At 75.2% G+C, this 21,025-nt stretch carries 14 protein-coding genes; 10 read left to right on the plus strand and 4 right to left on the minus strand.

The window, feature by feature from the left end; genetic code table 11:
* The first annotated feature begins 2 nt into the window (after positions 1-2).
* From ACGFZN_RS25555 to ACGFZN_RS25580, 6 genes are all read left to right on the plus strand, one after another.
* Entirely contained in the window at positions 3-1,034 is a 1,032-nt protein-coding gene (locus ACGFZN_RS25555; protein ID WP_393860810.1) for a glutamate ABC transporter substrate-binding protein, read from the plus strand.
* Positions 1,035-1,077: 43 nt separating this feature from the next.
* Entirely contained in the window at positions 1,078-2,349 is a 1,272-nt protein-coding gene (locus ACGFZN_RS25560; RefSeq protein ID WP_393860811.1) for a hypothetical protein, read from the plus strand.
* Complete coding sequence (locus ACGFZN_RS25565; protein WP_393860812.1) at positions 2,346-4,811, plus strand: tetratricopeptide repeat protein; 2,466 nt, start codon at positions 2,346-2,348, stop codon at positions 4,809-4,811. The genes ACGFZN_RS25560 and ACGFZN_RS25565 overlap by 4 nt, the downstream gene beginning before the upstream one ends.
* 3 nt (positions 4,812-4,814) lie before the next feature.
* A complete protein-coding gene (locus ACGFZN_RS25570) occupies positions 4,815-6,122 on the plus strand; it encodes a protein phosphatase 2C domain-containing protein (protein ID WP_393860813.1) in 1,308 nt (435 codons plus the stop codon).
* 79 nt (positions 6,123-6,201) lie between these two features.
* Complete coding sequence (locus tag ACGFZN_RS25575; protein ID WP_393860814.1) at positions 6,202-7,542, plus strand: hypothetical protein; 1,341 nt, start codon at positions 6,202-6,204, stop codon at positions 7,540-7,542.
* A gap of 33 nt (positions 7,543-7,575) precedes the next feature.
* On the plus strand, positions 7,576-9,312 hold the full coding sequence (locus tag ACGFZN_RS25580; protein WP_393860815.1) for an FHA domain-containing protein: 1,737 nt from the start codon (positions 7,576-7,578) through the stop codon (positions 9,310-9,312).
* Between the two features lie 24 nt (positions 9,313-9,336).
* On the opposite strand, the gene ACGFZN_RS25585 is transcribed toward ACGFZN_RS25580, so the two are convergent.
* Positions 9,337-10,314 carry a methyltransferase domain-containing protein gene (locus ACGFZN_RS25585; RefSeq protein WP_393860816.1) on the minus strand — a complete coding sequence of 326 codons (978 nt, stop codon included), beginning with the start codon at positions 10,312-10,314 and terminating at the stop codon, positions 9,337-9,339.
* Positions 10,315-10,393: 79 nt separating this feature from the next.
* Here ACGFZN_RS25585 and ACGFZN_RS25590 point away from each other — a divergent pair, with 79 nt between their 5' ends.
* From ACGFZN_RS25590 to ACGFZN_RS25605, 4 genes are all read left to right on the plus strand, one after another.
* Positions 10,394-10,798 (plus strand): globin, encoded by a 405-nt coding sequence (locus tag ACGFZN_RS25590; RefSeq protein WP_393860817.1) that lies wholly within the window; start codon positions 10,394-10,396, stop codon positions 10,796-10,798.
* A 168-nt stretch (positions 10,799-10,966) separates the two neighbouring features.
* A complete protein-coding gene (locus ACGFZN_RS25595) occupies positions 10,967-14,260 on the plus strand; it encodes an FtsX-like permease family protein (RefSeq protein ID WP_393860818.1) in 3,294 nt (1,097 codons plus the stop codon).
* 1 nt (position 14,261) lies between these two features.
* Positions 14,262-16,997 (plus strand): FtsX-like permease family protein, encoded by a 2,736-nt coding sequence (locus ACGFZN_RS25600; protein ID WP_393860819.1) that lies wholly within the window; start codon positions 14,262-14,264, stop codon positions 16,995-16,997.
* Positions 16,998-17,047: 50 nt separating this feature from the next.
* Positions 17,048-18,007, plus strand: a complete 960-nt coding sequence (locus tag ACGFZN_RS25605) for an ABC transporter ATP-binding protein (protein ID WP_393860820.1) — start codon at positions 17,048-17,050, stop codon at positions 18,005-18,007.
* Between the two features lie 23 nt (positions 18,008-18,030).
* Here ACGFZN_RS25605 and ACGFZN_RS25610 read toward each other — a convergent pair whose 3' ends face one another.
* The 3 genes from ACGFZN_RS25610 to ettA are packed head-to-tail and all read right to left on the minus strand — an operon-like array spanning position 18,031 to position 20,792.
* Entirely contained in the window at positions 18,031-18,708 is a 678-nt protein-coding gene (locus tag ACGFZN_RS25610; RefSeq protein ID WP_393860821.1) for a hypothetical protein, read from the minus strand.
* Positions 18,705-19,121, minus strand: a complete 417-nt coding sequence (locus ACGFZN_RS25615) for an acyl-CoA thioesterase (protein ID WP_393860822.1) — start codon at positions 19,119-19,121, stop codon at positions 18,705-18,707. The genes ACGFZN_RS25610 and ACGFZN_RS25615 overlap by 4 nt, the downstream gene beginning before the upstream one ends.
* 6 nt (positions 19,122-19,127) lie before the next feature.
* Positions 19,128-20,792: an energy-dependent translational throttle protein EttA gene (ettA, locus tag ACGFZN_RS25620; protein WP_393860823.1), complete on the minus strand. Its 1,665-nt coding sequence runs from the start codon at positions 20,790-20,792 to the stop codon at positions 19,128-19,130.
* Between the last annotated feature and the right edge of the window lie 233 nt (positions 20,793-21,025).

A 21,025-nucleotide genomic window follows, 5' to 3' on the forward strand; every position in this document is an offset into this window, starting at 1 on the left:
CGATGTACGCGACGCGTCTGCGAGCCTCCCTGCGGGGCTGGGGCGGGGTCGGCGCGATGGCGGTGCTGTGCGCGCTGGCGCTGGGCCTGGTGCTGCTGCTGCCGTGCACCCAGCAGGCCCCGCCCCGGCCGCAGCGGTCCGGGCAGGCCGTCGCCGAGGGGGTGCAGGCCCGGGCGAGCGACTGCAAGGACTCCGAGGCGCAGAAGCAGACCCTGGCGCCGTCCGGCGCCGACGGGCCGACGATCGACGCGATCAAGTCCCGTACGGGCGCCAGGCGCAAGCTGATCGTCGGCGTCGACCAGAACAGCTACCACTGGGGCTACCGCAACCCCAACACCCCGGGCGCGGAGCTGGAGGGCTTCGACATCGACCTGGTGCACCGGATAGCCCAGGACATCCTCGGCGACCCGGACGCGGTGCAGTTCAAGGCGATCCCGACCAGCCAGCGGATCTCCGCGATCCAGGACGGGCGGGTGGACATGGTGGTGCGGACCATGACGATCACCTGTGACCGGCTGTCCCAGGTGGCGTTCTCCGCGCCCTACTTCAAGACCGGTCAGCAGGTCCTCGCGCCCAAGTCGTCGGCCGTCACCGGCTACAACGGCACCCTGGCGCACAAGAGGATCTGCACGGCGGCCGGTTCGACGGCGTACGCCAAGCTGGACGCCGACCGCAAGAGCGGCGCCCTGCCCGCCTCCGCCGACATCTCCACCACCGTCCCGAACCAGCTGGACTGCCTGGTGAGGCTGCAACTCGGCGAGGTGGACGCGGTGGTGACCGACGGCGCGCTCGCCGCCAGCCAGGCCGCGCAGGACCCGACGGTCGAACTGAAGGGCGGGGCGTTCACCACCGAGTACTACGGCGTGGCGATGAAGAAGGACGCCTCCGATCTGGTACGCCGGGTCAATCGCATTCTGGTGGGCTACCGTTCCGGCGGCTGGCAGGCGTCGTACGACAAGTGGCTGTCGGCGACACTGGGTAAGGACTCCTCGGCGTCCAAGCCGCCCGCCCCGCAGTATCTGCGCACGAGTTGAACGACATCCGACCGGAAACCCCCACAGCAGCGAGAGGTGATCGATGGGCGTCACGGACCCCGCCGGGCCGGTGATGGACCGGGACGAGGTGGACCGTGCGCTGGCGCGGCTCGGCCAGGAGCACGAGGCGATCGAGACCTCGCTGCTGGCGCTGCAGGACCACGCGGGCCGCAGACTCCTCGAGGGCGCCGAACTGACCGGGGTCACCAGGGAACGCTGGCAGGCCACGGAGACCCGGATCACCCGGCTGTGGGGGTACTTCGACGCCTACGCCGCCGCGCTGCGCACCGCCCGCGAGATCCGCGCCCGGCGCCGCTGGTCCAGCCGCGAGGACCTGGCGGAGCTGACCGGGCTGCTGCGCGGCGAGTCCGTCACCGTGGCCGGCGACGGCACGCTCAGCGAGTCGTTCACGCTGTCCGGCCTGGTCGACCGGATGAACGAGCTGTACGCGACGAGCCTGGACCTGGTCGTCGCCGCCGACGCGGTGTGGTCGGCGCTGCCCGCGCGGATCGATTTACTCGCCGCGGAGCTGCAGCGCACCCGCAAGCTCGCGCACTCCGTCGGCGTGCGCCCCGGCGAGCACCCGGCCGGTGACGACCTGGAGCGGATCACCCGCACGCTGACCAGGCTCAGGGAGGACGTCGTCTCCGACCCGCTGGCCTTCTGGGTGCCGGCCGCGGGGAGTTCGGCCCCCGGCGGCGGCCGTCCGGACACCACGGTGTACGACCGTGAGGCGCGCGCCCTGGAGGACGTGCGCCGGGAGATCGACGCCGTGCTGCAGGTCCGGCAGGACGCGGAGGCGCGGCTGATCCGGCTGCGGGACGTGCTCTCGCGCGCCGACCGCACCCTCGCCGAGGCCCGTGCCGCGCGCGGCGAGGTGCTGGCGAAGATCGCGGCGACCGAGGTGCCGGTGGTCAGCGGGCCGCCGACCGTGCTCCAGGAGCAGCTGGCGACGGCGGCCGAGTACCGCAGGCAGGGCCAGTGGCACCGGCTGTCCCCGCTGCTGGAGTCCCTGGAGCAGAGGGCGGAGGACGAACTGCTGCGCGCCCGCGAGCAGTTGACCGCCGTCACCGCCCCGCTCGCGGTCCGCGCCGAGCTGCGCGGCCGGCTCGACGCCTACAAGGCGAAGGTGGCCCGGCACGGCCTCGCGGAGGACCCGGTGCTGGTCGAGCGGTACGACGCGGCCCGGCGGATGCTGTGGAGCGCGCCCTGCGACCTGCGGGTGGCCGAACAGGCCGTGCTGCGCTACCAGAAGGCGGCGGCCGAACTGCTCGGCGCGGGCGCGCCCGAGGACCGTGAGGGGGACCAGTCATGAGCCGGCCGGGGCAGAGCTGTCAGCGTCCGGGCTGCGAGGGGTCGTACGAGGACGTCGGCGGCGGCGAGCTGTACTGCGACACCTGCGGCCTCGCGCCCGTCGTCGCCGGGGATCCCTCCTCCGGGGGCGGGATGGTCGGCTCGGCGCCCACCGGGGTGGCCAAGGGGGCGGTGGACAGCGGCGGTTCGCGTTCGTCGTCGCAGTCGTCGAAGTCGCGCCGCTCGGTGTCCGGGCGGCTCTCGCGGTCCCTGTCCGGCCGGTCCAGCGGCCGCTCGGTGTCGGTGCGCAGTTCGGGTTCGTCGTCGGGGACCTCGACACGCGGACGGCTCGGCGCCGGTCTGGTGCACGTGCCGCAGGTGCCGCGGCCCGATCCGCGCTCGATGGTGCTCGAGAACCCGGAGGTGCCGGAGCGCAAGCGGTTCTGCTCCCGCTCGGACTGCGGGGCGCCGGTGGGGCGGGCCCGCGGCGACCGCCCGGGCCGCACCGAGGGCTTCTGCACCAAGTGCGGGCATCCGTACTCCTTCGTGCCGAAGCTCAAGGCCGGGGACGTGGTGCACGGCCAGTACGAGGTCGCGGGCTGCCTCGCGCACGGCGGGCTCGGCTGGATCTACCTCGCCGTGGACCGGGCCGTCTCCGACCGCTGGGTGGTGCTCAAGGGCCTGCTGGACACCGGCGACCAGGACGCGATGGCCGCCGCGATCTCCGAGCGGCGCTTCCTCGCGGAGATCGAGCACGCCAACATCGTGCGGATCTACAACTTCGTGGAGCACCTGGACCAGCGCACCGGCTCCCTCGACGGCTACATCGTGATGGAGTACGTCGGCGGCAAGTCCCTGAAGGAGATCGCCAACGCCCGCCGGACACCGGACGGCAGACGCGATCCGCTGCCGGTGGAGCAGGCCTGCGCCTACGGCATCGAGGCCCTGGAGGCGCTGGGTCACCTGCACAGCCGCAACCTGCTGTACTGCGACTTCAAGGTCGACAACGCCATCCAGACCGAGGACCAGCTCAAGCTGATCGACATGGGCGCCGTGCGCCGCATGGACGACGACGAGTCGGCGATCTACGGCACGGTCGGCTACCAGGCGCCGGAGGTCGCCGAGGTGGGCCCCTCGGTGGCGAGCGACCTGTACACGGTGGCCCGCACGCTCGCGGTGCTGACCTTCGACTTCCAGGGCTACACGAACGTCTACGCCGACTCCCTGCCCGATCCGGACGGCATCGGCGTCTTCCGCCGCTACGAGTCCTTCTACCGGCTGCTGGTGCGCGCCACCGACCCCGACCCGGCCCGCCGGTTCGCCTCCGCGCAGGAGATGGCCGAGCAGCTGACGGGCGTGCTGCGCGAGGTGGTCGCGCTGCAGACCGGGCAGCCCCGGCCCGCCCTGTCGACCCTGTTCGGGCCCGAGGTGAAGGTCACGGACCGGGAGTTGTTCCCGCGGCTGGACGGCGACGTGTCCCGGCTGGGTGCGCGCCCGGTTGGCAGGTCGGCGCCCGCCGCGCCGGCCCTGCCCCCGCCCGCGCTCGTCAAGCCCGTCGACACGGCCGCCACCGCCCTCGCCCTGCCGGTCCCGCTGGTCGATCCGAACGACCCGAACGCCGGTTTCCTGGCGGGCCTGCTGGCCTCGGCGCCGGGCGAGCTGATCAGCGCGCTGGACGCGGCGCCCACGCGGACCGCGGAGACCCGGCTCAGGCAGGTCCGGGCCCGGCTGGAGAGCGGGGACCACCAGGCCGCGCTGACGAGCCTGGCCCAGCTGGAGGAGGAGCGGCCGGACGACTGGCGGGTGGTGTGGTACCGGGGCGTGGCCGCGCTGGTCACCGGCGACTTCGAGGGCGCCGCGCTCGCCTTCGACGCGGTCTACGACGCCTTCCCCGGCGAGGCCGCGCCCAAGCTGGCGCTCGGCCTGTGCGCGGAGGTGCTGGGCCAGCTGGACAACGCCGCCGAGTACTACCACCTGGTGTGGGCGACCGACCCCAGCTATGTGAGCGCCGCATTCGGGCTCGCCCGGGTGCAGCTCGCGGCCGGGAACCGGCGGGGCGCGGTGCGGACCCTGGAGTCGGTGCCGGAGTCCTCCATCCACTACACGGCCGCGCGGGTCGCCGCGGTCCGGGCGCGGCTCAGACAGCGCACGGCGACCCCCGGTGACGTGGCGTTCCCCGACGACCTGACGGCCGCCGCCCGGCAGGTCGAGGCGCTGGACGCGTACGGTCTGGACCCGGCCCGGCGCGAGCAGTTGTCGGCGGAAGTCCTCGGCTCGGCGCTGGACTGGATACTCTCCGGGGGCCAGGGCGCCTTGCCCGCGACCGGCGGACGGATGCTGCTGGGCAGCGGTCTGGACGAGCGCGGCCTGCGCTTCGGCCTGGAGCGCGCCTACCGCACGCTGGCCCGGCTGGCGCCCGGCGGCGAGGAGAGGATCGAACTGGTGGAACGGGCCAACCGTTACCGCCCCCGGACGTGGGTGTAGTCGATGTCGCAGATGCCCCAGCAGGCCGCACTGCCGAAGTGCCCGAGCTGCGCGGAGCCCGTGGAACCGGGCGACCTGTTCTGCGGAGCGTGCGGGCACGACCTGTCCGTCGTGCCCGCGCCGCCGCAGGACCATCCGACGCTCACCATCACCGGCTCCCCCGGCGACGGGGTGGACTGGCCCGCTCCCGAGCCGGGCAGCGCCGCGCCGGCGGTGCACCTCCCGGCCGACCTGCCCGGCACCGACTCCGGCGGCCGGCCGCTGCCCGAGCACGGGCCGGGAGCGGAGCCGGCCGCTTCCGGGGTGCGGTTCGACCGGCCCGCGGAGCCCGAGGAGTACCCGTTGCAGGCGCCGGACCCGCGCGTGGCAGAGACCCCGGCCGCGTCCGAGGAGCCCGCGCAGGTGTGCGTGGCCTGCCGGTCGGGCCGGGTGGACAGCGACGGCTACTGCGAGAACTGCGGGCACGCCCAGCCCCGGGAACGCGACCACATGGAACGGGAGTCGGGGCCGGTGGCCGCCGTCAGCGACCGGGGGCTGCGCCACCACCGCAACGAGGACGCCTTCGCCGTCGGCCACACCGCGCTGCCCGACGGCACCCCCGCCGCCGTCGCGATCGTCTGCGACGGCGTCTCCTCCGCGACCCGCCCCGACGACGCGTCGGCGGCGGCCTCCCAGGCGGCCGGCGACGCCCTGCTGGCCGCGCTGCCGCGCGGCACGCATCCGCAGACCGCCATGCACGAGGCGATCGTCGCCGCCGCGCAGGCCGTCAACGCGCTCGCCGAGGAGCCGGCGACGGCCCGCGAGCACGCCCCGCACCAGAACGCGCCGGCCTGCACGATCGTCGGCGCGGTGGTCACCTCGGGGCTGCTGGTCGTCGGCTGGGTCGGCGACAGCCGCGTCTACTGGGTGCCGGACGACCGCGGCGCGCCGCCGGCCCGGCTGACCGAGGACGACTCGTGGGCCGCGCAGATGGTCGCCGCGGGGCTGATGAGCGAGGCCGAGGCGTACGCCGACGAACGCGCGCACGCCATCACCGGCTGGCTCGGCGCGGACGCCTACGAACTGGAGCCGCACACCGCGTCGTTCAAGCCGGACCGGTCCGGTGTGGTGGTGGTGTGCACCGACGGCCTGTGGAACTACGCCGAGACGGCCGAGGAGATGAGCGAGGCCGTCCCGCCGGGCGCGGCCGAGCGCCCGCTGCACACCGCCCGGGTGCTGGTCGGCCACGCCCTGGACGGCGGGGGCCACGACAACGTAACAGTGGCGGTCCTGCCGTTCCCGGCGCCGCCGCAGGGGGCAGGATCGGCCTGAGGCACGGGCCGGAGGGGACCGGCCCTGCACAGTAGGCGCCCTGCGCTCGGCAGGGCGCTCGAGGGGGATGTGAGCAGTCATGGCCAATTTCTCGAAGCCGCACGTGCCGCAGTTCGCGATGGACGTGTACCAGAACGAGTACCTGCCGGAGGGCGGGCGCGAGGTCAACGCGATCGTCACGGTGACGGCCACCGGCGGCGGCACGATCGGCAGCGCCGCCTCGCGCCTGTACCCGAAGGGGCACGGCCCGTCCGCCGCGGTGGCGGTCATGGTGGACTGCTCCGGTTCCATGGACTACCCGCCGGCCAAGATGCGGGGCGCCCGGGACGCCACGGCCGCCGCGATCGACGCGCTGCGCGACGGCACGCACTTCGCGGTGATCGGCGGCACGCACGTGGCCAAGGAGGTCTACCCGGGCGGCGGGCGGCTCGCGGTCGCCGACGCCGGCACCCGCGCGCAGGCCAAGCAGGCGCTGCGGCAGCTCGGCGCGGGCGGCGGCACGGCCATCGGCACCTGGCTGCGGCTCGCCGACCGGCTGCTGAACTCGGTGGACGTCACCATCCGGCACGGCATCCTGCTCACCGACGGCCGCAACGAACACGAGTCCCCGCAGGATCTGAAGGCGACGCTGGACGCGTGCGCCGGACGGTTCACCTGTGACGCGCGGGGCGTGGGCACCGACTGGGAAGTGAAAGAAGTCACAGGGATCGCCTCGGCGCTGCTCGGCACCGCGGACATCGTCGCGGATCCGGCCCATCTGGCCGCCGACTTCACGGCGATGATGGAGACGGCGATGGGCAAGGAGGTCGCGGACGTCTCACTGAGAGTGTGGACGCCGGTCGGCACGACGATCCGGTTCGTCAAGCAAGTCGCGCCCACCGTCGAGGACTTGACCGGCCGCCGCACCGAGGCCGGGCCGCGCGCCGGGGACTATCCGACCGGGTCGTGGGGCGACGAGTCCCGCGACTACCACGTGTGTGTGGAGGTCCCCCCGGCCGGCCTGGGCCAGGAGATGCTGGCCGCGCGGGTCTCCCTCGTGGCGCCCCAACCGGACGGATCAGTGCAGAACCTGGGCGCGCAGGGGCTCGTACGGGCCGTGTGGACCGACGACATGGCGGCCTCCACCTCGATCAGTCCCCAGGTCGCCCACTACACCGGGCAGGCCGAACTGGCACAGGTCATCCAGCAGGGGCTCACTCTGCGCAAAGCGGGCGATTTCGATGGCGCAACGGCCAAACTGGGACGTGCCGTTCAGCTCGCCAACGCCTCCGGGAACGCCGATACTGCGAAACTGCTTGCGAAGGTGGTGGACGTGGTCGACGCCGCGACAGGTACTGTGCGGTTGAAGACGAAGGTCGCGGAGGCGGATGAGATGACTCTGGAGACCCGGTCCACAAAGACTGTTCGTGTAAAGAAGTGACCCTGGAAGCGTAGGAGAAGGGGAAGCGCCGACATGCCGACCTGCCCGAACGGACACCAGTCGGGTTCCGACGACTGGTGCGAGGTCTGCGGTCACCGCATGGCCGGTGCCGTACCTCCGCCCCCGCCGCCCCCGCCGCCGGGCGGTTACGGCTTCCCGCCCCCGCAGGGCACCCAGGCCGGTGGCGGACGCCCGCCGGCCTCCTCGGCCCCGGAGCCGGAGCTGTGCCCGCAGTGCCGTACGCCCCGCGAGGGCGGCGCGCCGTTCTGCGAGGAGTGCCGGTGGAACTTCCTCACCAACACGGCCACCTCGTACACCCCGGCCGCGCCGCGCCCGCCGCAGCCGCGGTTCCAGCCGCCGAGCGCGACGTACGGCGGCAATGACGGCTACGAGTACCAGGGCTCGCGGCCCTCGCAGATGAACCGTCCCGCCGAGCCGATCCCGTCCTTCGGCAGCGAGCCCTCGGGCCCGACCCCGTTCGGCGACCCCGACCGCCGCCCCTCCGGCCCGCCCACATCACCGGGCCCGTCCGGTTTCGGCGGCGGACCGGGTCAGGGTCCCGGCCAGGGGTCCGGCGGCCCTTCCGGTTTCGGCCAGGGTTCCGGCGGTCCTGGCGGCCCCGGCGACCCGTCCGGCTTCGGTGGACGTCCGGGGCAGAGCCAGGGCCAGGGGCCCGGCGGTCCGGGTGGGCCCGGCGGTCCTTCCGGCTTCAGCGGTGGCCCCGGCCAGGGTGCGAACGGCCCCGGCGGCCCCGGCGGCCCGTCCGGCTTCGGTGGACGTCCGGGGCAGAGCCAGGGCCAGGGGCCCGGCGGTCCGGGTGGGCCCGGCGGTCCTTCCGGCTTCGGCGGTGGCCCCGGCCAGGGTGCGAACGGCCCCGGCGGTCCCGGCGGCCCGTCCGGCTTCGGCGGCCCCGGTCAGGGGCAGGGCCAGGGTCAGGGTCAGGGGCCCGGTGGTCCCTCCGGCCCGCCGCCGTTCGGGCGCGAGCCCTCGGGTCCGGGCGGCTCCTTCGGCCGTGACGGCTCCGGTCCCGGCGGCCCCGGCGGGCCGTCCGGGTTCGGCGGCGACCCCTCGCGTCCCGTTCCGCCGCCGCCCGGCCCCGGTGCCGGTCCCGGCGGCGCCCCGCAGGCGTTCCAGCAGTCCGGTCCGCCCGCGCCGCCCGCGTTCCCGCGCGAGAGCGGCCGGCCCGCCGGCGGTCCGCCCTCCGGCGGCCCCTCGTTCGGCGGCGAGGACGACTGGGTGATCTCCCCGCCGTCGTCCGGCGGCCCCGGCGGCGGTCAGGGCGGCGGCCCCGGTGGCGGGTACGGCTATCCGCAGCCCGGCGCCACGCAGGCTCCGCCCGGACCGGGTGGCTTCCCGCAGCAGCGGGCCACCTGGACGGCGACCATCGGCCCGGACCGCGAGTACTTCATGGCGATGATGCAGCGCTCGGGCCCCGAGGCCGCGGGCCTGAACCTGCCCGCGTACTCGCCCGAGCAGCAGCGCACGCTCAGCGGCAACCAGGTCACCATCGGCCGCCGCCGGCACTCCACCGGCGACACCCCCGACATCGACCTGTCCGTGCCGCCGGAGGACCCGGGCGTCTCGCACCAGCACGCGGTGCTGGTGCAGCAGCCGGACGGCAGCTGGGCGGTCGTCGACCAGAACTCGACCAACGGCACCACCGTCAACATGTCCGACGAGCCGATCCAGCCGTTCGTGCCGGTGCCGCTGCAGGACGGCGACCGGGTGCACGTGGGCGCCTGGACGACGATCACCATCCGGCGCGGCTAGCCGGAGCCGGGGCACGGGCGGGAGTCAGGGCAGGGGCCAGGCGTACGGCCCCTCCGGCTCGTCCAGCCAGGCCCAGACGTGCTCGCCGCCGACCGTGACGCCGTACCGCTCGCGCTCCGGCATGCCCTCGCGCTCCCACAGCGCATAGGCCTCCTGCGGATCGAGGGCGCCCCGGGTCAGCGCGAGCAGGAAGCGGAACGACTCCTGCTCGCGTGCCCCGCCCGGCAGCCCGGCGAGCGAGATCCCGTCCGGCGCCCTGCGGCGCTCGCCGCGCAGCGGCACGAAGTAGGCGGCCGTCGGCAGGAAACGGCCCTCGCCCCCGGTCGCGTCCCGCACCGTCAGCGCGAGCAGGCCGGTGGCCAGCGGGGTGAGGATCCGGCCGCCGGGGCGGCACTGGGCGAGCCAGGCGCGCGGCACCGTGGACAGCTCGCAGGTGGCGACGATCCGGTCGAAGGGGGCGCGTTCGGGCACCCCGCGCGTGCCGTCGCCGGTGACGACGGCCGGGTGGTGGCCGGCCGCGGCGAGGTGCTGCCGTGCCGACTCGGTGATCTCCGGCTCCAGGTCGACGGTGGTGACGAGGCGGTCGTCGCCGAGCCGGTGGGCGAGCAGGGCCGCGTTGTAGCCGGTGCCCGCGCCCACTTCCAGGACCCGGTGGCCGTCCGCGACCTCCAGCGCGACCAGCATCCGCGCCATCAGGGAGGGCTGGCTGCTGGAGGAGACCAGCTCCCCGTCGCGCAGCCGGGTGACCAGCGGCACGTCCTCGTAGGCGCCGCGCACCCAGCGGGCCCGGGCCTCCGCGTCCGGGCTCTCGCCCCAGCGGCGCTCGTAGCCGTGCGGACCGGCGACGTAGTAGTACGGCACGAACAGGTGCCGGGGCACCGCCGCGAACGCCTCCCGCCACACCGGGTCCCCGGACCAGGCTCCCCCGGCGTCGATCTCCCGCACCAGTGCGGCCCGCGCGGCGGCGGCCAGACGCTCGGTCTCGGTGTCACAGGGGCCCATGGCTCCACAGTAGGGGCGGACCGGCCGCACGAGTCCTAAGCCTTGAGGCCTCGGTCCGCCGGTCTGAGACGATGGGAGCGTGAATGAGATTCGGCGCGGCACGCTTCAGGAGAAGACCTTCTACGAGCAGGTCGGCGGGGAGGAGACCTTCCGCCGGCTCGTCCACCGTTTCTACCAGGGAGTCGCCGAGGACCCGTTCCTGCGGGCGATGTACCCGGAGGAGGACCTGGGCCCGGCCGAGGAGCGGCTGGCGCTGTTCCTGATGCAGTACTGGGGCGGTCCCACCACCTACAGCGAGAACCGCGGCCATCCCCGGCTGCGGATGCGGCACGTGCCGTTCAAGGTGGACCGCGCGGCCCACGACGCGTGGCTGCGGCACATGCGGGTGGCGGTCGAGGAGCTCGGGCTGTCCGAGGAGCACGAGACGACGCTGTGGAACTACCTGACGTACGCCGCCGCGTCGATGGTCAACACCCCGGACTGACCGGCCCGCCGGTCCCGGACCGACCGGACCGCTGAATTTTCGGATTCCGGTCGCGCGCAGCCGTATCACGATCTGGTGTAGACCGCTCGACAACCGCTTACCCCCGGCCGTTCCGGTCTGTCAGCATCGCCCGAAGGGCGGGTACGGACGGACACTCACGGGGGCCGGGTGACGGGGCTTGTCTTCGCACGCGCGCGTGCGCACCGGCTGCTGCTGGGCGCCGCGGTGCTCACCGTCGTGCTGACCACGGCGGTGCTGGCGACGCTCACCGCGTACTCGGCGGCGATCGGCGACGCGGCGCTGCGCCATGTGCTGGCCGATCCCCGCAACGCCGCCGACACCGCGCTGATCGTCAAGGCGGACGTGCCGCCGGACCGGCGCGCCGCCGCCGACGCGGCCGTCCGCGCCGCCGCCCGGAAGACCTTCGACGGGCTGCCGGTCACGCTCAGGACCCTGCGCCGCTCCGGCCCCTACGCGCTGCCCCGCTCGCTGCAGCCGCCCGCGGCCCGGTCCGGCGACCCGGACCTGACCTACCTCGCCGCGCTGGACCGCACCCAGCTGCGGCTGACCGAGGGCCGCCTCCCGCGCCGTACCACAGGCGCGGTCGAGGTCGCGCTGCCACAGTCCGCGGCCCGGTCGCTGCGGCTGCGCCCCGGGGACCGGCTCACCCTGCCCGACCGGCTGGGCGGCCCGGCGGTGCGCGTGCGGATCACCGGGCTGTACCGCCCGGTCTCGGTGACGGCGCCGTACTGGCGGCTGGACGACCTGCTGGGCCGCGGCGCCAAGCAGTCCGGCTTCACCACGTACGGCCCGCTGCTCGCCGACCCCTCCGTCCTCACCGGCGGCCGGGTCAGCGCCGGCGCCACGGCGTGGCTGGCCTCGGCGGACTTCTCGGCGCTGACGACCGGGCGGACGGGCCGGCTGCGTACGGCGGCCCGGACCGGCAGCGCGCGCCTGCGCGAGCCGGCCACGCTGCCCGGTGCGACGATGGCGCAGACCTCGCTGCCCGACGTGCTGGACCGGATCGACCGCTCGCTGCTCGTCGCCCGCTCCACGCTGCTGATCGTCACGCTGCTGCTGGTCCTGCTCGCCGGGTATGCGCTGCTGCTGGTGGCCCGGCTGCTGAGCACCGAACGGGCCGGTGAGACCCGGCTGTTGCGGGCGCGCGGCGCCTCCCGCGCCCGGCTCGCCGCCCTGGCCGCCGCCGAGGCCCTGCTGCTGGCGCTGCCCGCCGCCGTCTGCGCGCCGCCGCTGTCCGGCCCGCTCACCGCCCTGCTCGCCGGGCACGGCCCGCTGGCCCGTCTCGGCCTGCGGCTGGATCTGCCCCCGGCCGGCCGCCCGGCCGTCTGGCTGGTCGCGGCCGCAGCGGCACTGGGCTGCGCGCTGGCGGTGACGGGGCCGGCGGTGGGGGGCGCCGGGGAGTGGGACCGAAGGGGCCGGGCGCGGTCCTTCCTGGCGCGCAGGCCCCAGCGGGCGCGCCGCCGCGGTGCCGCCCTGCCCGCGCCCCTGCGGGCCGGCGCCGACCTGGGTCTGCTCGCCGTCGCCGGAGCGGCCTACTGGCAGTTGGGCAGGCAGGGCTCGGGCGGGGTGTCCGCCGACCGGTCCGGGGCGCTCGGCGTCGATCCGCTGCTGGTGGCCGCGCCCGCGCTGGCGCTGCTCGCCGGGACCGTGCTGACGCTGCGGCTGCTGCCGCCGGTGGCGCGGTGCGCCGAGCGGTGGGCGACCGGCGGGCGCGGGCTGCCGGCGGCACTGGCCGGCTGGCAGTTCAGCCGGCGCACCGCGCGCGGCGCGGGCCCGGTGCTGCTGCTGGTCCTCGCCGTCGCGCTCGGCATGCTCGCGATCGGGCAGGCCGCGTCCTGGGGCCGCTCGCAGGACGACCAGGCCGACTTCCGCGCCGGGGCGCCGGTGCGGGTGGTGTCCGCCGGGGAGGGCGGGCCCGGCCGCACCGACCAGTACGCGCGGCTGCCGCACGTGCGCACGGCGGCCCCGGCGTTCCGGTTCTCCCAGCCGCTGTCCGGGGACCGTACGGCGACCGTGCTGGCGCTGGACACCGGGCGCGCGGCGGACGCGCTGCTACTGCGCCCCGACCTGGCCGACGAGCCGGTGCGGCCGCTGCTCGCCCCGCTCGCCCCGCGGGGCTCCCTGGCCGGGACCCGGGTGCCCGTCGGCACCGCCCGGCTGCGGCTGCCGGCGACCCTGCGCAGCTCGGCCGGGCCCGGACTCGTCGCCGACGTGACGGTGACGCTGGCGGACCGGTACGGGGTGCCGTACCGGCTGCCGTTCGGGCTGCTGCCCGCCGACGGCCGTCCGCACACGCTGACCGCCGACCTGAGCGCCGCGCCCGGCCCGCTGACCCTCACGGGACTCCAGCTGATCCTGCCCCAGCCCTACGAGCAGACCGAACACCGGCTCACGCTCGGCGACTTGACGGCGACGGACACCGGCGGGGCGACCCGTGCGCTCGCGCTGCCCGGCCGCTGGACGACCGCCGCGGAGGCCGGGGGCGACGACGTCGCGAGCGCGCCCACCAGCCCGACCCGCCCCCGGCTCACCGGCGCCCGCACCTTCACCTACCGCACCGGCTACCTCCCGGGCCACGACGTGTGGCGGACCGCCGTCGTCACGGTCCGGCTCGACGTGCCGCAGCGGGCGCCCGCCGCGGTGCCGGCCGTGGTCACCGACCGCTACCTCGCCTCGGCCGGCGCCCGGCTCGGGCAGCGCGTCGACCTGGCGGTCGGCGACCACACGCTGCCGGTGCGGATCGTCCGCACGGTGCGCGAGCTGCCCGCGAGCGCCGACCCCACGGCCACCGGCGCCCGCGACGGCGGTGCCGTCCTGCTCGACCTGCGCACCGTGAACCAGGTGCTGCAGGCCCGCGACGGCGACAGCGCGATGCCGAACGAGTGGTGGCTGGGCACCTCGCCGGGCGACGCGGCGGCGGTGGCCGCGGCCCTGCGGGCGCTGCCGGACGTGGATCCCGGGCAGGTGGTGGTGCGCGACGAGATCGCCGCCGAGCTGCGCGACGACCCCTTCGGCGCGGGGCCCACGGCCGCGTTCACGGCGGCGGCCGTGGTGGCGGCGGCGCTCGCGGCGGTCGGGTTCGCGGTGGGCGCGGCGGCCGCGCAGCGGGCCCGTGGCGCCGAGTTCGCCGTGCTGCGCGCGCTGGGGGCGCCCCGCCGGCAGCTGGCCCGCACGGTCGCCGCCGAACAGGCCGTCCTGGTGGGCCTCGCCCTCGCGGTGGGCCTGGGCCTGGGCACCGTGCTGGCCCGCGCCGTCCTGCCGCTGGTCGTCCTCACCGACGAGGCCACCCGCCCGGTGCCGCCCCTTCTGGTGCGGCTCCCGCCCGCCTCCGTGGGGTTGCTCCTCCTCGCGGTCGCGGCGATCCCGCTGACCCTCGCGGCCCTGCCGGCGCTGCGCCGGTCCGATCCGGCGCGGGCACTGCGCGAGCAGGGGGGTGAGTGAGATGGGGAACGCGCCGGGGCACACCTCCGCGCGGGAGGTCGCGCCGTGGGTGCGGACGCGGTTGCGGGCCGCGCCCGGTGCCGCCGTCGCGCTGGCGGTGCTGGTCGCGCTGGCCGCGTGTCTGGCGGCCGCCTTCCCGCGTGCGGTGGACCGGTACGAGGACGGCGGGCTGCGGCGCGCGTTCGCGCAGGCGCGCCCGGACCACACCACCGTGCAGGTGTTCGCGTCCCAGCCCGACTTCGGCCTGCCGGCCGCACAGCGGGCCGCGGCCATGCGCCCGCCCGCGCTGGAACGCCAGTACCGCAAGGTGCTCCCCATCGTGGACAGCCGGCTGACCGTCGACCGGGCGCAGTCGGCGTACGGCGTCGCCGGCAGTGTGAGCCCGCCGGTGCCGGACCCTTTCCTGCCCCGCCCGAGCGGACTGCCCGCCCGGGTCTCGCTGTTCGCGCCGAGCGGCCTGTCCGCGCACTCCCGGGTCCGCGCCGGGCGCATGCCGCGCACCGGCCGGCCGGTGACCGCGAGCACGCCCGAGGTGGAGGCCGCCGTCACCGCCGCCACCGCCAGGAGCCTGCACATCAAGGTCGGTTCGGTCATCCACGTGCCCGCCGCCGGCCGCCCCCCGCTCGCCGTCCGGGTCACCGGCATCCTCCTCCCGCGCGACCCCGCCGGCGCCTACTGGTCGACCGTGCCGCGGCTCGCCACCCCGGCCCTGGTGACGCTCCCCAGCCCCACCGGTGAGCCGCCGAAGTACTGGCTCGGCACCCTGCTGCTCCCCCCGGACGCAGGACCCGCGCTGCTCGGCACGACCGCCAACCCGTTCCGCTACTGGTACCTCGCCCCCGACCCCGACGCCCTGCGCGCGCACGACCTCGGCCGGCTCAGGTCGGCGGTGGCCGCCCTGGAGGCAGGCCCCGGTCTCCAGCGCGCCCGCGCCGTCACCGGCAGCCGCACCGGCGTCGGCACCGACCTGGACGAGACCCTCGCCTCCTTCGCCGGGCTGCGCTCCGGGATCGCCCCGCTGGTCTCCGTGGCCGCCGCCGGCGCCGGCACGGTCGTCGCCGTCGTCCTGCTGATGACGGGCGGCCTGGCCGCCGACCGGCGCCGCGGCGAACTCGCCCTGCTCCGCGCCCGCGGCGCCTCCCTGCCCGCGCTCGCCGGCCGGCTGCTGGCCGAGACCGCCGTGGTCGCCGTACCGGCGGGCGCGCTCGGCCTGGCCGCGGCCCTGCTCGCGGTCCCGGCGGGACGCACCCGGTACGCCGTGGCCGCGTCGGCCGCGGTCACCCTCCTCGCCTGCGCCGCGCTGCCGGTGCGCGCCGCCGTGGCGCACCGCGCGGTGCGGGCGACGGCCGACCGCGCGGACCTCGCGACCGCACGGCCGTCCCGGCGCCGTACCGTCGCCGAGCTGACCCTGCTCGTGCTGGCCGCCGCCGCGGTCACGGCGCTCAGGCGGCGCGGCGCGAGCACCGACCAGCTCCAGGCGCTCGCCCCGGTCCTGGTCGGCGTCATCGCCGCGCTGCTGCTGCTCCGCCTCTACCCGCTGCTGCTGCGCCGCCTGGCCGGCCCGGCGGCACGACTGCGCGGGGCCACCGGACACCTCGCCCTCGCCCGCGCGGGCCGCACCCAGGCGTCCGCGGTACTGCCGCTGCTGGCCCTGCTGACCGCGCTGACCACGGCGGCGTTCGGCGGCTCGGTGCTGGCGGGCGTGGCCGACGCCCGGGACCGGGCGGCACTGCTCACCGTCGGCGCCGACGCCCGCCTGGACTCCGACACCCCGCTCCCGGCCGCCGTGCCGGCCCGGGTGCGGGCCGTGGCCGGGGTGCGGGAGACGGCGCCGGTGAGCATCGACTACCAGGCCAAGCCGATGGACGGCCCGGGCTCGGTGCCGCTGGTGGGCGCCGACCCGGGGTCCTACGCGCCCCTGGCGTCCCGCACCGGCCTGGGCGCCTTCCCCGCCTCCGCGCTGCGGGCCCGCGCGGGCACGCTGGCGGCCGTGGCCTCCCCGTCCGTCGCCTCCCAGTACGGCACCCGGCGCCCCTTCCTGGTGCGGCTCTCGGACGGCGACACGGTGACCGTGCGTATCGCGCTGGTCCGGGACACCACCCCGGCGGTGTCCGGCGGCGACTTCCTCGTGGTGGACCGGGCGGGCCTGCCCTCCTCAGCCGGGCGGCCGACGGCCCTGCTGCTGACCGGCCGGCGCCTGGACGCCGGTGCGCTGCGGCGGGCCGCCCGCGGCTCGGCCGACGTCCACCTGCTGGCCGCGGAACGCGCCCGGTACGCCGACTCCCCGCTGCAGACCGGCGCCGAGCACGTGTACACGGCGGCCGTCGCCGCGGGCGCGGGCTTCGCCGTCCTGGCCCTGCTCCTGGCGCTGCTGCGCGCGGCCCCGGAACGCGCCGCGCTGCTGGCCCGGCTGCGCACCATGGGCCTGACCCGGGCGGAGGGCCGCCGCCTGCTGGTCCTGGAGTCCCTCCCGCAGGCCCTGCTCGCCGCGCTCGGCTCCGCGCTGACCGGCTGGGCCACCGTACGGCTCCTCTCCCCCGGCGTCGATCTGATGGCCATCGCCCTGCCCTCGGGCCAGTCCCCGCTCACCGAGGCCGAGCTGAAGCCGGACGCCTGGTCCCTGACGGTTCCGTCGTTGCTGGTCGTCCTGGTGACGGTGGGGATCGCGGCGCTGCAGGCGTGGTGGACGGGGCGCAGGGGATCGGTGACGGAACTGCGGGCGGGGGACGCCCGATGAACGAGCGCACCCGCCCCGCCCTCGCCCGGGCCACTCACTCAGGAGATCCCATGGCAACGCCCCCGAGCCTGTCCGACCTGGCCGACCGGGTCGAGGAAGGCCGCAACCGGCCCGCCTACGGCCACGACGCGCTGATCACCTGCGACCGCCTGGTCCGCATCTTCTCCACCGACGGCGTGGAGGTGCAGGCGCTGCAGGGCCTGGACCTCCTCGTCCGGGAGGGCGAGCTGATGGCCCTCGTCGGCGCCTCCGGCAGCGGCAAGTCCACGCTGATGAACATCCTCGCCGGCCTGGACACCCCCACCGCCGGCGCGGCCCGCGTCGCCGGACACGACCTGCTCGCCATGACCGCCCGGGACCGCCTGGCCTACCGCCGCACGACCGTCGGCTTCGTCTGGCAGCAGACCTCCCGCAACCTGCTCCCCTACCTCACCGCCGCCCAGAACGTCGCCCTGCCCCTGAACCTCTCCGGCGTCCGCGCCCGCCGCCGCGCCCGCGCCGAACGGGCCATGGAGCTGCTGGAGTTGCTGCAGGTGGCCGACTGCCGCGACCGCCACCCGCGGGAGATGTCCGGCGGCCAGCAGCAGCGCGTCGCGATCGCCGTGGCCCTCGCCAACGCGCCGGCGGTGCTGCTCGCCGACGAACCCACCGGCGAACTCGACTCCGGGACCGCCGCGCAGATCTTCGACGCGTTCCGCACGGCCAACGAGACCCTCGGCGCCACGATCGTGATCGTCACCCACGACCAGGCGGTGGCGGGCGAGGTCCGCCGCACGGTCGCCATCCGCGACGGCCGCACCTCCACCGAGGTGCTGCGGCGCAGCGAGATCGACGCCGCGACCGGCGACGAGAGGGTGGTGGCCCGGGAGTACGCCATGCTGGACCGCGCGGGCCGCCTCCAGCTGCCCGCCGACTACCTGCGCGCCCTGGACATGCGCGACCGCGTGGCCCTGGAACTGGAACCCGACCACATCGGGGTGTGGCCGGACGACACACGCCCGCCGCAGTGAGTATCAGCGCACGACGGTAAGTGTCAGCGCACGCTGACGCCGAGCGTGCCCAGGCCCGCGCGCCGTACGGCGACGGAGCCGTAGGGGGTGCGCAGCCTCAGCCAGGCCCCCGAGGAGTACAGCGCGGTGCCGGCCGGGTCGGCGCCCGGCCGCAGGAAGCCCAGCGACTGGGCCGCGTGCACGGCCCGCACCGGAAGCCCCGTCCGGCCGATCTCCCGGGACCAGATGTCCCGCCCGATCCGGTCCAGCTCCGCGCGGGTACGGCCGCCGGGCGCGAGCTCCTCCGTACGGGACCGGAACTCGGTGACCGCCGCCGCGACCGTCGCCCGCAGCGCGTCCGGGGCGGGCAGCCCCGGCTCGGCCCGCCAGCCGCCGCGCGGCGGCAGCACCCCGGCCCACGGCGGACCGGTGACCGCGGCCGGCACGGCGGCGGTGGCCCCGCGCTCGTCCACGGACTCCAGGAACTCGCCGGCCGAGACGGTCACGTCGAGCGTGGCGTCGAGTCCGTCCTCGTACGGCTTCTCCAGCCGTACGGCGCGCACGGCCAGCACCTCGAAGGACGGCGGGCGCCCGAAGACGGCGAGCGCGGTACCGGCCGCCTGCAGGCGCACCGCGGCTCCACGGTCGTAGTGGAGCAGCCGGGAGAGGAAGGCGGCGAGATCGGCCGCCTCCGTCTCGTCGGCCAGGTGCAGCACCGTCATGCGGCGACGGCCTCCTCGTCGTCGGCCGTGTCCCGGTACCCCTCCAGGAACGCGCGCTCCTCGGCGGTGATCCGGCGCGGCCGCTGCGCCTCGAAGTCGAACGGGACGATCACGGTGGACGCCCGCACGTACACGAGGTCGTCGTCCTTCACCTCGTAGGCGATGGTGAAGGACGCGGCCTTGATCTCGGTGACCCACAGCTCGATGTCCACCGGGTGGTGGCGGTGGACGAGCTGCCGCTTGTAGTCGATCTCATGGCGCGCCACGACCGACCCCTGCTTGAACTCCTTGTCCGGGCGGAACAGGAAGTCGATGCGGGCTTCCTCCAGGTAGCGGAGGAAGACGACGTTGTTCACGTGCCCGTACGCGTCCATGTCCGCCCAGCGCAGCGGGCAGCGGTAGATGTGGCGCAAGACCGATCAGCCCCGGGTCAGCTTCTTGTAGGTGGCGCGGTGCGGACGCGCGGCGTCCGGGCCGAGCCGCTCGATCTTGTTCTTCTCGTACGACTCGAAGTTGCCCTCGAACCAGAACCACTTCGAGTCGCCCTCGTAGGCGAGGATGTGCGTGGCGACGCGGTCGAGGAACCACCGGTCGTGCGAGACGACCACGGCACAGCCCGGGAACTCGAGCAGGGCGTTCTCGAGGCTGCTGAGAGTCTCGACGTCCAGGTCGTTCGTGGGCTCGTCGAGGAGCAGCAGGTTGCCGCCCTGCTTGAGGGTGAGCGCCAGGTTGAGCCGGTTGCGCTCACCACCGGACAGCACGCCGGCCGGCTTCTGCTGGTCCGGCCCCTTGAACCCGAACGCGGACACGTACGCCCGGCTCGGCATCTCGACCTGGCCGACGTTGATGTAGTCGAGCCCGTCGGACACGACCTCCCACAGCGTCTTCTTCGGGTCGATGTTGGCGCGGCCCTGGTCGACGTAGGAGATCTTGACGGTCTCGCCGACCTTGATGTCACCGGAGTCCGGCGTCTCGAGGCCCTGGATCATCTTGAACAGGGTGGTCTTGCCGGCGCCGTTCGGGCCGATGACACCGACGATGCCGTTGCGCGGCAGGGTGAAGCTCAGGTCCTCGACGAGGACCTTCTCGCCGAAGGCCTTGTTGAGCTTGTCGACCTCGACGACGACGTTGCCCAGGCGGGGGCCCGGCGGGATCTGGATCTCCTCGAAGTCCAGCTTCCGCATCTTCTCGGCCTCGGCGGCCATCTCCTCGTACCGCGCGAGACGGGCCTTGGACTTGGCCTGCCGCCCCTTGGCGTTGGAGCGCACCCACTCCAGCTCTTCCTTGAGCCGCTTCTGCCGCTTGGCGTCCTTCTGCCCCTCGACCTTCAGACGGGCGGCCTTGGTCTCCAGATAGGTGGAGTAGTTGCCCTGGTACGGGTAGGCACGGCCGCGGTCGAGCTCGAGGATCCACTCGGCGACGTTGTCCAGGAAGTACCGGTCGTGGGTGATCGCCACCACGGTGCCCGGGTACTTGGCGAGGTGCTGCTCCAGCCAGTTCACCGACTCGGCGTCGAGGTGGTTGGTGGGCTCGTCGAGCAGCAGCAGGTCGGGCTGCTCCAGCAGCAGCTTGCACAGCGCGACGCGGCGCTTCTCACCACCGGAGAGGTTGGTGACGGGCCAGTCGCCAGGAGGGCATCCGAGGGCGTCCATGGCCTGCTCCAGCTGGGCGTCCAGGTCCCAGGCCTCGGCGTGGTCCAGCTCCTCCTGGAGCTTGCCCATCTCCTCCAGCAGCGCGTCGGAGTAGTCGGTCGCCATCAGCTCGGCGATCTCGTTGAACCGGTCGAGCTTGCCCTTGATCTCGGCGACACCCTCCTGGACGTTCTCCAGGACGGTCTTCTCCTCGTTCAGCGGGGGCTCCTGGAGCAGGATGCCGACGCTGTAGCCCGGCGACAGGAAGGCATCGCCGTTGGACGGCTGCTCGATCCCCGCCATGATCTTCAGCACGGTCGACTTACCGGCACCGTTCGGCCCGACGACGCCGATCTTCGCTCCCGGCAGGAAGTTCAGGGTGACATCATCGAGGATCACCTTGTCGCCGTGCGCCTTGCGCGTCTTGCGCATGGTGTAAATGAACTCAGCCAAGAGAAACCGTCCGGCAGCTTGAAATCTGGCAGTGGGCAGATACACCCCATCTTGCCGTACGGCCACCCCTGGGCGGAAACCCGTTAGGCCCGGGGGCGCTGACCTGGGGTTTTACTGCTGCGGGCTGGGGCCCGCCCGTCACTGTCAGTCGCCGTCGGCCGGCCCCGGCACCCTCGCACGGCCCGGAGACGGCCCAGCGCGGCCCTCGCCTGTCGCCGCTGGTGATGTGGGGA

It is taken from the genome of Streptomyces sp. NPDC048192 (genome assembly GCF_043202415.1).
In the GTDB taxonomy this organism is placed as follows: domain Bacteria; phylum Actinomycetota; class Actinomycetes; order Streptomycetales; family Streptomycetaceae; genus Streptomyces.